The organism is Actinoallomurus acanthiterrae, from assembly GCF_054775715.1.
This window is the reverse complement of record NZ_BAAHCO010000001.1, coordinates 9,866,161-9,879,066: the sequence shown is the minus strand read 5'-3', so window position 1 is coordinate 9,879,066 and position 12,906 is coordinate 9,866,161. Positions and strand designations below refer to the sequence as shown.

13 protein-coding genes are annotated in these 12,906 nt (G+C 72.0%); 9 read left to right on the top strand and 4 right to left on the bottom strand.

Annotation, left to right across the window (positions count from 1 at the left end):
* Nucleotides 1-82: 82 nt before the first annotated feature.
* Together ACYVF7_RS46525 and ACYVF7_RS46520 are read right to left on the bottom strand one after the other, a co-directional pair.
* Entirely contained in the window at nucleotides 83-1,264 is a 1,182-nt protein-coding gene (locus ACYVF7_RS46525; RefSeq protein WP_460352470.1) for an L-talarate/galactarate dehydratase, read from the bottom strand.
* Nucleotides 1,265-1,348: 84 nt separating this feature from the next.
* Complete coding sequence (locus ACYVF7_RS46520; RefSeq protein ID WP_460352468.1) at nucleotides 1,349-2,944, bottom strand: aldehyde dehydrogenase (NADP(+)); 1,596 nt, start codon at nucleotides 2,942-2,944, stop codon at nucleotides 1,349-1,351.
* Between the two features lie 279 nt (nucleotides 2,945-3,223).
* Between ACYVF7_RS46520 and ACYVF7_RS46515 the strand changes: the two genes are divergently transcribed.
* The 9 genes from ACYVF7_RS46515 (at nucleotide 3,224) to ACYVF7_RS46475 (ending at nucleotide 9,604) form a co-directional block, all read left to right on the top strand.
* A complete protein-coding gene (locus ACYVF7_RS46515; protein ID WP_460352466.1) occupies nucleotides 3,224-4,171 on the top strand; it encodes a LysR substrate-binding domain-containing protein in 948 nt (315 codons plus the stop codon).
* 178 nt (nucleotides 4,172-4,349) lie between these two features.
* Complete coding sequence (gene rpsP, locus ACYVF7_RS46510; protein ID WP_460352464.1) at nucleotides 4,350-4,817, top strand: 30S ribosomal protein S16; 468 nt, start codon at nucleotides 4,350-4,352, stop codon at nucleotides 4,815-4,817.
* Nucleotide 4,818: 1 nt separating this feature from the next.
* Complete coding sequence (locus ACYVF7_RS46505) at nucleotides 4,819-5,061, top strand: RNA-binding protein (RefSeq protein WP_252776333.1); 243 nt, start codon at nucleotides 4,819-4,821, stop codon at nucleotides 5,059-5,061.
* A gap of 55 nt (nucleotides 5,062-5,116) precedes the next feature.
* Nucleotides 5,117-5,617, top strand: a complete 501-nt coding sequence (gene rimM / locus ACYVF7_RS46500; protein WP_460352462.1) for a ribosome maturation factor RimM — start codon at nucleotides 5,117-5,119, stop codon at nucleotides 5,615-5,617.
* 377 nt (nucleotides 5,618-5,994) lie between these two features.
* Nucleotides 5,995-6,768 carry a tRNA (guanosine(37)-N1)-methyltransferase TrmD gene (trmD, locus tag ACYVF7_RS46495; protein ID WP_460352460.1) on the top strand — a complete coding sequence of 258 codons (774 nt, stop codon included), beginning with the start codon at nucleotides 5,995-5,997 and terminating at the stop codon, nucleotides 6,766-6,768.
* A 107-nt stretch (nucleotides 6,769-6,875) separates the two neighbouring features.
* Nucleotides 6,876-7,226, top strand: a complete 351-nt coding sequence (gene rplS, locus ACYVF7_RS46490) for a 50S ribosomal protein L19 (RefSeq protein ID WP_252807910.1) — start codon at nucleotides 6,876-6,878, stop codon at nucleotides 7,224-7,226.
* A 146-nt stretch (nucleotides 7,227-7,372) separates the two neighbouring features.
* The gene (lepB, locus tag ACYVF7_RS46485) at nucleotides 7,373-8,428 is read left to right on the top strand and encodes a signal peptidase I (RefSeq protein WP_460352458.1); all 1,056 of its coding nucleotides are present in this window, start codon (nucleotides 7,373-7,375) and stop codon (nucleotides 8,426-8,428) included.
* Between the two features lie 75 nt (nucleotides 8,429-8,503).
* On the top strand, nucleotides 8,504-9,265 hold the full coding sequence (locus tag ACYVF7_RS46480) for a ribonuclease HII (protein ID WP_460352456.1): 762 nt from the start codon (nucleotides 8,504-8,506) through the stop codon (nucleotides 9,263-9,265).
* 27 nt (nucleotides 9,266-9,292) lie between these two features.
* Complete coding sequence (locus tag ACYVF7_RS46475) at nucleotides 9,293-9,604, top strand: DUF2469 domain-containing protein (RefSeq protein WP_360898554.1); 312 nt, start codon at nucleotides 9,293-9,295, stop codon at nucleotides 9,602-9,604.
* A gap of 578 nt (nucleotides 9,605-10,182) precedes the next feature.
* Here the strand turns inward: ACYVF7_RS46475 and dprA are convergent.
* The gene (gene dprA, locus ACYVF7_RS46470; RefSeq protein WP_460352454.1) at nucleotides 10,183-11,340 is read right to left on the bottom strand and encodes a DNA-processing protein DprA; all 1,158 of its coding nucleotides are present in this window, start codon (nucleotides 11,338-11,340) and stop codon (nucleotides 10,183-10,185) included.
* A 12-nt stretch (nucleotides 11,341-11,352) separates the two neighbouring features.
* Complete coding sequence (locus tag ACYVF7_RS46465; protein ID WP_460358483.1) at nucleotides 11,353-12,906, bottom strand: YifB family Mg chelatase-like AAA ATPase; 1,554 nt, start codon at nucleotides 12,904-12,906, stop codon at nucleotides 11,353-11,355.

Sequence of the window (12,906 nt, the reverse complement as noted above, 5' to 3'; positions counted from 1 at the left end):
AGGCGCCGAGGGCTCTCGGGTCAGGGCGCCGTACGGGCGCCGACGAGGAGGCGGCGGTTCCGGTCTGCCGGAATCCGGCTCGTCAGGGGCGGTCGCCGAACTCCGCCTGGTCGACCGTCCAGGCGCGGGCCTGGTCGCTCAGGGTGAAGCCGAGTCCCGGCCTGCCGGACAGGTGCATCCGGCCGTCGCGGATCTCCAGCCGCTCGTTGAACAGGGGCTCCAGCCACTCGAAGTGCTCCACCCACGGCTCGTGCGGGTACGCCGCCGCCAGATGAAGGTGGATCTCCATCGCGAAGTGCGGCGCGAGCTGCAGGTGCCGATGGTCCGCCAGCGCGGCGAGCTTCAGGAACTGGGTGATGCCGCCGATCCGCGGCGCGTCCGGCTGGATGACGTCGGCGGCGCCGACCCGGATCAGCTCCCAGTGCTCGGCGACGCTGGTGAGCATCTCCCCGGTGGCGATCGGCGTGTCGAGCGACCTCGCGAGCGCCGCGTGCCCCTCCGCGTCATAGGCGTCGAGCGGCTCCTCGATCCAGACCAGGTCGAACCTCTCCAGCGCCCGGCCGATCCGCTGGGCGGTCGGCCGGTCCCACTGCTGGTTCGCGTCGACCATCAGCGGCACGTTGTCTCCGAGGTGCTCGCGGACGGCCTCGAGGCGCTTCAGGTCCAGGGAGCTGTCGGGCTGGCCGACCTTGATCTTGATGCCGCCGATGCCGCGCGCCAGCGAGGCGTCGGCGTTCTCCAGCACCTGCTCGATGGGCGTGTGCAGGAACCCGCCCGAGGTGTTGTAGCAGCGCACGGAGTCGCGGTGGGCGCCGAGCAGCTTCGCGAGGGGGAGGTTCGCCCGCTTGGCCTTCAGGTCCCACAGCGCCACGTCGATCGCGGCGATGGCCTGGGTGGACAGGCCGCTGCGGCCGACCGACGCGCCCGCCCAGACCAGCTTGGTCCAGATCTTGCCGATGTCGCTGGGGTCCTCGCCGATGAGGACCGGGGCGATCTCCTTGGCGTGCGCGAACTGGCCCGGCCCCCCCGCCCGCTTCGAGTAGCCGAACCCGATGCCCTCGTGCCCGCCCTCGGTACCGATCTCGGCGAACAGGAAGGCGACCTCCGTCATCGGCCGCTGCCTGCCGGTCAGGACCTTGGCGTCGCTGATCGGCGTCGCGAGCGGCAGGGTGACCGAGGACAGCCGGATCCAGGAGATCCGGTCGAGCGTCGCCTCGCCGGCCTGGAAGGCGGCGGGGGTCGCGTCTGCCTGTGAGGGGGGCACGTGAACTCCTTCGGATGATGGCAGGGGAATGGGGCGGCCCCGCGTCTCTCGGGCGAGGCCGTCCCTGGACGGAGCCGGTGCCGGTCAGTCGTGGCCGAGCTCGCCGTCGACGCGCCGCCAGATGCCCAGCGGGTTGCCGTCGCGCAGTTCGGCGGGCAGCAGGTCGGCCGGGGCGTCCTGGTAGGCGACCGGGCGCAGGAACCGCTCGATCGCCCTGGTGCCGACCGAGGTGGTGGCCGGGGCGGACGTGGCGGGGAAGGGGCCGCCGTGCACCACGGCGTTCCCGACCTCGACGCCGGTGGGCCAGCCGTTGAACAGGACGCGCCCGGCGATCAGCTCCAGCTTCGGCAGCAGCCCGGCGGCCTGCCCGTGGTCGTCCGGCGTGGCGTGGACGGTGGCCGTGAGCTGGCCTTCCAGGGACTCGGCGATCTCCAGGAGCTGGGCGTGATCCCGGACCCGTACGACGATCGACGCGGCGCCGAAGACCTCCTCCTGCAGCGCCGGATTCGCCAAAAATGCGTCCCCGTCGGTGACGAACAGCGCGGCACGTCCACCGCAGGCGATGGTCTGATCCTCGCCGCCGCGCGCCACCTCGGCGACCTCGTCGAGCGCCCCGAGCCGCCGGACGCCCGCGTCGTACGCCTGCTGGATCCCGGGGTTCAGCATGGGCGCCACCGCGGTCTCCTGGAGTGCCGCGCCCGCCGACTCGACGAAGGCGTCCAGCCCGTCGCCCTCGACGGCGAAGACCAGGCCGGGGCTGGTGCAGAGCTGGCCGGCGCCGGTGGTCAGCGAGGCGACGTACGCCGGGCCGAGGTCCTTGGCCTTCTCGCGGAGCGCGCCGGGCAGCAGGAACACCGGGTTCACGCTGGACATCTCGGCGTACACCGGGATCGGGACGGGACGGGCGGCGGCGGCCGCGACGAGCGCGAGACCGCCCTGCCGGGACCCGGTGAACCCGACGGCCCTGATCCGGGGGTCGGTCACGAGGGCCACTCCCAGCTCGCGGCCTCCGTGCAGGAGCGAGAAGGTGCCCTCGGGCAGCCCGTGCTCGGCGACCGCGGCCTGGATCGCCCGGCCGACCAGCTCCGACGTGCCGGGGTGGGAGGGGTGCGCCTTGACGATGACGGGGGCGCCGGCGGCGAGCGCGGACGCGGTGTCGCCGCCCGCGACGGAGAAGGCCAGCGGGAAGTTGCTCGCCGCGAACACCGCGACCGGCCCCAGCGGGATCTTCCGCTGCCGCAGGTCGGGGCGGGGGAGCGGCGTACGGTCGGGGATCGCCGGGTCGATGCGGGCGCCCAGCCAGCTGCCCTCCCGTACGACGCGGGCGAACAGCCGCAGCTGGTTGGTGGTGCGGGCCAGTTCCCCCTTGACGCGGGCCTCCGGGATGCCCGTCTCGGCGGTCACCCGGTCGGTCAGCGTCGTGCCCAGCCCGTCGACGCGGTCGGCGACGGTCTCGAGGAACGCCGCCCGGGTCTCCTGGTCGGTGTCGCGGTAGGCGCCGAACGCCTCCCATGCCAACGCGGCGGCGCGCTCGACGTCGGCCGCCGTACCGAAGCGGTACGCGGGCTCCAAGCGCTCGCCGCTGCGGGGGTCGACGCCGTGGAACTCCTCACCGGTCCCGGGGACGTCCCGCGCGCCGATCAACTGGTGTCCGGAAAGCGTCACATCCTGCACGGTCATCGTCAGCTCACCTTCTTCACGAGGGTCGCGAGCTCCGCAGGCTCGCCGTCGCCGAGGCCGGTCAGCGGGGGTCCGGCGGCCGGCCGACGACCTTCATGCCCGCCTTGACGACGCCCACCGCGTAACCGGACGACGATTACGGATCGCACAGTACGGCAGGACGAATTCCGCCGGTCGACGGCGTACCCGGTCCCGATCCCGCGTTCGTACGAAGCTAGGCTGCACGACTGATCCACGTCCAACTCAAAAATCGCATCCATTGATACAAGTGGAGTATCGATGTTCACGCTGTCCCAGCTGACCGGGTTCATCGCCGTCGCCGAGGAGCTCCACTTCGGCCGGGCCGCCACCCGGCTCCGGATGACCCAGCCCCCGTTGAGCCGGCAGATCCAGCTGCTGGAGAACGACCTCGGCGTACGGCTGTTCGACCGCACCAACCGTTCGGTACGGCTCACGCGCGCCGGCCGGGCCTTCCTCGTCGAGGCACGCCGGCTCATCAGGCAGGCCGAGCACGCGGCGCTGGCGGCCCGTCAGGTGTCGGCCGGCGAGGCCGGCAGCATCACCGTCGGCTTCACCGCCGCGAGCGCGTACACCGCCCTCGGCGTCCTGCTCGAGGCCGCGCGGGAGGTCCTGCCGCGCGTCGAGGTCGTGCTGCGCGAGATGGTGACCATGGACCAGCTGGAGGCGATCTCCGAAGGAACGCTCGACCTCGGCCTGGTCCGGCCCCCGGTCACCCGTCCGGACCTCGACTCGCGGCTGGTGGCGCGCGAGCCGCTGGTCGCCGCGCTGCCCGCGGGGCATCCGCTGGCCGAACCGGACCGCCCGCTGCGCGTCGCCGACTTCGACGGGCAGCGGTTCATCATGTACTCGCCGATCGAGGCGCGGTACTTCCACGAGTTGCTGATCAGCGTCTTCCGCGAGGCCGGGGTGGCCCCGGTGTTCGCGCAGTACCTCAGCCAGGTGCACAGCATCCTCGGACTGGTCGGCGGCGGGTGGGGCGTCGCGCTCGTGCCGGCGGCGGCCACGCGGCTCCACCCGGACGACGTGGTCTTCCGCTCGCTGGAGCCGCCCGGCACCGCCCCCGTGGAGCTCTGTTCGGCGTGGCGGAGGAGCAACGACAACCCGGCACTGAGCCTTCTTCTCGCCCGCCTTCGCCGCGAAGACCTGCCGCTTCGCCCCGATCGCCCTAGATTCGGCGACGCGGAGGCCGCCGAATCGGCGCGCTGACACGACGGAGAGCGATCGATTGCCACTTCACCGCCATCGTCTGGCAGAATGGCAGGCTGGAAAACCGGACCGGGCAGGGCCCTCTCTCACCTGTTCGCCGGTGTCCTTCCGAGCGGCGGCTCCGGTCCCCACCCGGTGACCATCGCTCATCATTTCGAATCTGGAGAACACCACACCCGTGGCAGTCAAGATCAAGCTCAAGCGTCTGGGGAAGATCCGGGCTCCGTACTACCGGATCGTCGTCGCCGACTCCCGCACCAAGCGTGACGGGCGTGCGATCGAGGAGATCGGCAAGTACCACCCGAAGGAGGAGCCCTCGCTCATCGAGGTCGACTCCGAGCGGGTGCAGTACTGGCTGGGCGTCGGCGCCCAGCCGACCGAGCCGGTTCTGGCGATCCTCAAGGTCACCGGCGACTGGCAGAAGTTCAAGGGCGAGCCGGGCTCCGAGGGCACGCTGAAGGTCGCCGAGGCGAGGCCGGACAAGCAGGAGGTCTTCCAGGCCGCCGTCAAGGAGACCCTGGGCGACGCCGAGGGCAAGGCGACCACGCCCAAGTCCAAGAAGAAGGCCGAGCCCAAGAAGGCCAAGAGCGAGGCGGAGGAGTCGGCGCCGACCGAGGAGACCTCCGAAGCCAAGAGCGAGGCCTAAAGTGCTCGAGGAGGCGCTCGAGCACTTGGTGCGCGGAATAGTCGAGCACCCGGACGACGTCCGGGTGCGCGCCCGCCGGCTCCGCAACGGCAGGGTCCTCGAGGTGCGCGTGCACCCCGATGACCTCGGCAAGGTCATCGGCCGCAACGGCCGTACGGCCAAAGCCCTGCGCACCGTCATCGGTGCCCTCGCCGGCGGCCGGTACATCCGCGTCGACCTTCTCGACCTCAACGAGGCCAGATAGTGCTCACGGTCGTCACTCTTCGCCGGAGCGGCCCGACCACCGGCGGAGCGGCTTGATGCTGCTCGCCGTCGGCCGCATCGGGCGGGCCCACGGGGTCCGCGGCGAGGTGAGCGTCGAGACGAGCACCGATGACCCTGGCGTGCGATTCGCGCCAGGGTCATCGCTTGCCACCGACCCCTCTCGCCTCGGCCCGCTGACCGTGGAGTCCGTACGACCGCACGCCGGCCGCCTCCTCGTACGGTTCACCGGCGTCGACGACCGTACGGCGGCGGAGGCCCTGCGGGGCGTCCTCCTGCTGATCGACTCCGCCGACATCGCGCCCAGCGACGACCCGGACGAGTTCCACGACCAGGAGCTCATCGGCCTGCTCGCCGTGACCACCGACGGCACCGAGATCGGGGAGGTCGTGGACGTCGAGCACCTCGGCCAGGACCTCCTGGTCATCCGCCGCCCCGGCGGCGACGCGCTCGTGCCGTTCGTCCGCGCCCTCGTCCCCGAGGTCGACGTGCCCGGCGGGCGGATCGTCCTCGACCCTCCTCCCGGCCTGCTCGAGTGAGCCACGCCGCCGCGGGCCCGCGACCGGCGCACGCCCCGGCGGCGCGCTGCGGAAGGCCACCGGCGTCCGCGTGTCCGGTGTTCGCGATAGCGGCGCGCGGCGGAGGGCCATCGGCGTACGCGCATCCGGCGGTCGCTACGGCGGCGCGCGGCGGCATACCACCGAGGTTCGCGCGTCTGAGCGGTCGCGACGGTGCCACGCCGGGGGAGACCGCCGGTGTTCGCGCGTTCGGGCGGGCCACGACGGTGCCACGCGGCGGGAGCCCGCCGGCGTAGGCGCGTCCCGTGGTCGCGACGGCGGCGCGCGGCGGAAGGCCGCTGGAGTTCGCGTGTCCCGGCACAGGCGCGCACACTGAAGACAGGATCCACGGAGCGCCCATGAGACTCGACATCGTCACGATCTTTCCCGAGTACTTCGCCCCCCTCGACGTCTCCCTGCTGGGCAAGGCGCGGCGGCGCGGCGACGTCGACGTGCACGTACACGATCTCCGGGATTCGGCGCACGACCGCCACCGCACGGTCGACGACACCCCGTACGGCGGCGGCCCCGGCATGGTGATGAAACCGGAGCCGTGGGGCGAGGCGCTGGACACCGTCGTGCCCCCTCCCGCCCGCGCCCGTCTCATCGTCCCGACGCCGAGCGGCCGTCCCTTCACGCAGGAACTCGCCGCCGAGTACGCCGCCGAGCCCTGGCTGGTGTTCGCGTGCGGACGGTACGAAGGGATCGACGCCCGCGTCATCGAGGACGCCCGGGAACGCATGCCGGTCGACGAGGTCAGCATCGGCGACTATGTCCTGGCCGGCGGTGAGGTCGCCGTCCTCGTGATCGTCGAGGCGGTCACCCGGCTGCTGCCCGGAGTCCTCGGCAACGCCGAATCCGTGAGCGACGACTCGTTCGCGCCGGGCCGCATGGAGGCCCTGCTCGAAGGCCCCGTCTACACCAAGCCGGCCACCTGGCGCGGGCGCGACGTGCCCGAGGTGCTGATGTCCGGCAACCATGCCGCGATCGCCCGGTGGCGGCGCGATCAGGCCCTGCACCGCACCGCCGTACGGCGGCCCGAGCTGATCGCCCGAAACCGGCTGGACGAGGCCGACCGGCAGGCCCTCACCGAGGCCGGTTTTCCGGTTGACGCCGAACCTATGGCACACTGAGACGTCACCCCGGTTTCCATGCTGGGCGTGTCCAGACTTTCCAGAAGACCCCATCGCGCGTCGGCGTCCCAATGTCGCGCGCGTTTTCACCACGAGGAACCGCAGTCATGCACACCCTGATCCAGGAGATCGAAAAGGCCGCGATGCGGTCTGACGTACCGGACTTCCGCCCGGGTGACACGCTCAAGGTTCACGTGCGCGTGACCGAGGGCAACCGGAGCCGCATCCAGGTCTTCCAGGGCGTGGTGATCCGGCGCCAGGGCGGTGGCGCCCGTGAGACGTTCACCGTCCGCAAGGTCAGCTACGGCGTCGGCGTGGAGCGGACCTTCCCGCTCAACAGCCCGTCCATCGACAAGATCGAGGTCGTCACCCGCGGTGACGTCCGGCGCGCCAAGCTCTACTACCTCCGCGAGCTGCGCGGCAAGGCCGCCCGCATCAAGGAGAAGCGCGACAACTGAGCGGCGTTATTTCCGCTTCCGGCCCCGGCACGCCCATCGGCGCGCCGGGGTCTTTTCGTTGCCGGGAAAGGGGATTTCCCGGTACACCGCAGACGACACGCTGACGTTGGCCATCCCCACGGCCTCGGGGCATTAGGCTTCCCCTGATGACTGACGACGAGCAGGGCCTGCGCGAGCCCGCGGCCACCGCCGGCGACACGCGCCACGAGGCATCGCAGAATGGCCGGGAAGGCGCGCGCCCCGCGGATCGGGATCCGGGGGACGAGCGAGCGGCGACCGCGGAGACGGCGGAGGCCACCGACGCCGCCGCGCCGGGATCGTCCGGACCGGACGACGACCCCGCCGCCGGTGACGGCAAGGGCTCGCGGAAGAAGAAGAAACAGGGCTCCTTCTGGAAGGAGCTGCCGATCCTGATCGGCGTCGCCCTCGCCCTGGCCATGGTCATCAAGGCGTTCGCCGTCCAGGCGTTCTACATTCCGTCGCAGTCGATGGAGAACACCCTCAAGGTCGGCGACCGGGTCCTGGTCAACAAGATCGTCTACCACACCCGGGACATCAAGCGCGGCGACGTCGTCGTCTTCAACGGGCTCGACTCCTGGGACCCCGAGGTCCAGTACTCCGCGCCGAGCAACCCGGTCTCCAAGGTCCTGCGGGCCATCGGCAGCGCCTTCGGCGTCGTCCCGGGCGAGAAGGACTACATCAAACGGGTCATCGGCGTCCCCGGCGACCACGTGGCCTGCTGTGACGCCCAGGGCCGCGTGACCGTGAACGGTCACCCGCTCGACGAGCAGGCGTACCTCTACACGGACCCGGACACCCACGAGCAGAACAAGCCGTCCGACGCCAAGTTCAAGATCACCGTGCCTCCGGGGCGGCTCTGGGTGATGGGCGACCACCGTGAGGTCTCCTACGACTCCCGCGGCCACCTGGGCGACCCCGGCGGCGGCACGATTCCCGAGAGCCACGTCGTCGGCCGCGCGTTCGTCGTCGTCTGGCCCGTCACCCGGGTCAAGACGATGCCGATCCCCAAGACGTTCGGACAACCGGGCCTGGCCCTCGCGAACGCCACGCTGCCCGCCGTCCCGCTGGCACTCGGCTTCGCCGGCGCCATTCCGGTCACCCTGCTGCGCAGACGCCTCCTCCGCCCCGGGCCCGCACCACGCCTACGCGGCCGCCGCCGTTTCCGCCGCACCCCGGAGTGATCGTTCACGCGAATGGGCCCGCCACGCCCGGCGTTCCGGCCCGGTCGCGCCCTCACGCGACGTACCCTGCCTGATGTGTACATCGATGTCCGAGCTCACCGTCCTCGTGGCCTCACCCCTCGACGTGACGTCGGAATGTACGCGTACGAGCGGGTGCTGGAACGCGCCGGTCTCGGGCCGGTGGCCGGGGTCGACGAGGCGGGCCGCGGCGCGTGCGCCGGGCCGCTGGTCGTCGCGGCCGTCATCCTCGGACCGGAGCGTCGTCGCCGCATCGAGGGGCTGGCGGACTCGAAACTGCTCACCGCAGCCCGCCGGGAGCGCCTGTACGAGGAGATCACGACCACGGCCCTGGCCTGGCACGCTCTCGTCATCCCGTGCCAGGAGATCGACCGGATCGGCCTGCATCGCTGCAACATCGCCGGGATGCGGCGAGCGCTGGCGGCCCTCGGAGTGCTCCCCGGTTATGTCCTCACGGACGGATTCCCGGTGCCGGGCATCATCGCGCCGACGCTGCCGGTGCCGAAGGGCGATCGGGTGGCGGCCTGCGTCGCCGCCGCGTCGATCGTGGCGAAGGTGACCCGGGACCGGATCATGACCGGGCTGCACGAGCGTTATCCGATGTACGGCTTCGGCGTTCACAAGGGGTACGTCACCCGCGCGCACGCCGTGGCGTTGGAGGAGCATGGACCTTGTCCCGAACATCGGCTCTCCTTCGTCAACGTGGCCCGGGTGGCCACGACGGAGGCCGGGCCGGAAAAGGGCGCCTCAGAGGCTGGGGAGATCGATTGGGAGGCGTCACACTATGAGGACACCGCCGACCAGGCGGACGTCGCCTGAGCCGCGGCACGGGGAGGGAACGCGAGCATGAGCGCAGAAGACCTCGAGAAGTACGAGACCGAGATGGAGCTCCAGCTCTACCGCGAATACCGCGATGTCGTCGGCCTCTTCACGTACGTCGTCGAGACCGAGCGCCGGTTCTATCTCACCAACACCGTCGATCTGCAGGTGCGCAGCACCGACAATGGCGAGACCTACTTCGAGGTGGCCATGCAGGACGCGTGGGTGTGGGACATGTACCGCCCCGCGCGCTTCGTGAAGAACGTTCGGGTCGTGACGTTCAAGGACGTCAACGTTGAGGAACTCGCCAAGAGCGACCTGGAGCTGCCGGACAACTGACACACCCCCGACAACGCGACACGGGCGGGCGGCACCGAAGTGCCGCCCGCCCCCGCGTTGACCGCTTCCGAAGGGCGGAGCCGCGGCGTGCGGCTCGGAGTCGCCGGGCTCGCGGGGTGGCGCGTTCCGGGTCGCGGTCGCCGGGCTCAGCGGCCCGCCCACCCCGAGAGGGCCCCGCACCCGTGCCAGCGGCCCCCACGCGGCCCGCCACAGCGGCGCGGAACATCGCCCCCACGCGGCCCGCCACAGCGGCGCGGAACATCGCCCCCATGCGGATCCCAGCCGTCGGGTTCGGAGAGTGGCTGCGTTCCGGGTCGGAGTCGTCGGTCTCGGAGGGCGGCTCCATCGCGGGTCGGAGTCGCGGGGCTCGGAGGATCGCCCGGGCCTGGGGCGCGGTCGCCGGGCTCAGCGGGCCGCCCGGTTGCGGGTCCCGATCGCCGACCAGGACCCGTGGCGTACGGATCCCGGTCGCCGATCCGGAATCGTGGCGGGCAGATCTAGGGCGACCGAAGAGATCGTCCCGATCGTGGGCCGCTCCCCGCTGTGGCCCCGCAGATCGCCGGCCGCGTCCGCGCCCGTCAGGAGTCCGGAGGTCGGCGGCGGAGCTTCCATCCCTTCGCGCAGCGCTCGACGAAGCCGCCCGCCGACAGGGCGCCCAGACTGGCGAGCGCGGTGTCGAGATCGACACCGGAGGTCACCGCGATCCGCGCCGTACCCGCTCCGCCGCGTGCGGGAATCGCCTCCAGGACGTCCCTCGTCACGGGGGCCAGCCGGTCGCGGTCGAGGACCGGTCCGCGTTTCTCGGGTGCCAGGTCGTCGCCGACGAGCCCGACCAGGTCGAGGATCTCGGCGGTGTCGGTGACGCAGACGGCCTCACCCCACTCCCGCAGCATGACGTGGCAGCCGACGGAGGCCACCGAGGTCACCGGCCCGGGGACGACCATCACGGCGCGGCGAAGATCACGGGCATGACGGGCGGTGCTGATCGCTCCGCTCCGGCGCGCCGCCTCCACGACCACGGTGCCGCGGGTCAGCGCCGCGATCGTCCGGTTGCGCACCAGAAAGCGGCTCCGGTTGGGCGGTGTGCCCGGCGGGAACTCGCTGACCAGCAGGCCGGAGCGCGCGATCTCGGTGAAGAGCCCGTCGTGGGAGCTGGGATAGGTCACATCGAATCCGCAGGCGAACACCGCGACCGTCAGGCCGTCGGCGGCGAGCACTCCCCGATGCGCCGCCGCGTCGACGCCGAAGGCGCCCCCGCTGACGACCGTCCACGTGCGGTCGGCCAACTCGGCGCCCATCTCGGCGGCGACGTTGACCCCGTAGGACGTGGCCGACCGGGATCCCACGATCGCCACGGACCGCAGGCAGGAGAATCGCAGATCCTGATCGCCGCGCACCCACAGCGCGTACGGCCGCCGGTCCCCGAGATCGTCGAGCTGGGACGGCCATTCCGCGTCTCCCGGGCACACGAGACGCCCGCCGAGCGCGTCGCACTCGGCGAGAAGGCGCTCCGGATCGGCATCGGGCAGCCGGGCCCGCCACGCGGCGACCCGCCGGCCTGGGTCGCCCCTGCCCGAACCCGCCGGACGGGACTCCGGCACGGCGTCCGAGCGGATGACGTCCAGCGCTCCGATGGCTCCCTCCGCCGCGACCATCCGGCCTAACAGCTCATCGCCGGGCTCCGCGATGCGTGTCAGGAGCGCGCGGGCACGGCGTTCGTCAGCTGAGATCATCATGTCTCCTCCCGGTCAGCGTCCCTGCCAGAGACCGAACGCCTCGTCGACCTCACTGGCGGTCGGAGCGTCCTTTCCGGCGAGATCGGCGAGGGTCCAGGCGACGCGGACGACGCGGTCGAGGCCGCGTGCGCTGAGCCGTCCGTCGGCCAGCGGCTGGTCGAGTGCCGCCAGCGCCCCGTGCGGTGGGGCGAAGCGGCGTCGCAACTCGCGGCCGGGCACGTCGGAATTGGTGCGCCAGGGGAGGTCCGCCAAGCGTTCGCGGGCACGGTGGCGGGCGACCAGCACCCGCTCCGCGACCGTCGTGCTGGACTCGGCGACGTGCAGGTCGTACCGCAGGTCCGCACGGGACACCTCCTTCAGCTCCGATTTCAGATCGATCCGGTCGAGCAACGGCCCCGACAACCGGGCGAGGTACCGCTGCCGGGTCGAGGGCGGGCAGGTGCAGTCGCGGTCATTCGCCGCCGCGCACGGGCAGAAGTTGGCCGCCAGCAGCAGCGTGAACCGCGCCGGAAACCGGGCCGTCGCCCCCGACCGGGCGATGACCACCTCGCCCACCTCCAGGGGCTGGCGTAAGGCGTCCAGCACCCCGCCGGCGAACTCAGGGCTCTCATCGAGAAAGAGGACCCCTCGATGCGCCAGCGACACCGCCCCGGGCTGGATGAGTCGGTTGCTCCCGCCGCCGACGAGAGCGGCCCGGGACGCCGTGTGGTGCGGAGCGCAGAACGGCGGATCGGTGATCAGCGGTTGGCCGGTCGGGAGACCGCCCGCGACCGAGTGGATGGCGGTCACCTCCAGGGCGGCGTCATGGTCGAGCTCCGGCAGGAGGGTGGGCAGTCGTTCGGCCAGCATGGTCTTCCCGCAGCCGGGCGGGCCGGTCAGCAGGAGATGGTGGCCGCCCGCAGCGCTGACTTCCAGCACCTTGCGCGCATCGGCCTGCCCCCGTACGTCGGCCAGGTCGAGATCGCCGCGCCGGGCCCGGGAGCGGGCGGCCAGGCCGTTGGGCGGCGGGGGCGTCCCCTCCTCACCCGCCTCCGGCTCGTCGTCCGGGGGCGGCAGGTCACGGAGGCGGGCCACCAGGGCCCGCAGCGTGCGGATCCCGATGACCTTCACCCCGGGCACGAGCGATGCCTCGGCGAGGTTGGCCCTCGGCACGACCATCGTGTGGGCGCCCGCGTCGGCCGCCGCGAGCACGGCGGGCAGCACCCCGGCCACGGGACGGACCCGCCCGTCGAGCCCCAGCTCGCCGATCAGCACCATGCCCGCACAGGCCTCGGCGGGGAAAGCGCCCTCCGCGCCCAGCAGTGCGACGGCGATGGCAACGTCGAAGCCGCTACCCCGCTTCGGCATGCTCGCGGGAAAAAGGCTGACCGTGACATGCCGGTTGGGCCACTGCTCACCGCTGTTGAGGATCGCCGCGCGGACGCGGTCACGGGCCTCGTTCAGCGCGGCGTCGGGCAGGCCCACGAGGTGCAGGCCCGGAACGCCGCTGGTGATGGCCGCCTCGACGTCGACGAGAGCGCCATCCACGCCGAGGAGCGCGACGGCACGGGTACGGGCCAGGGCCAT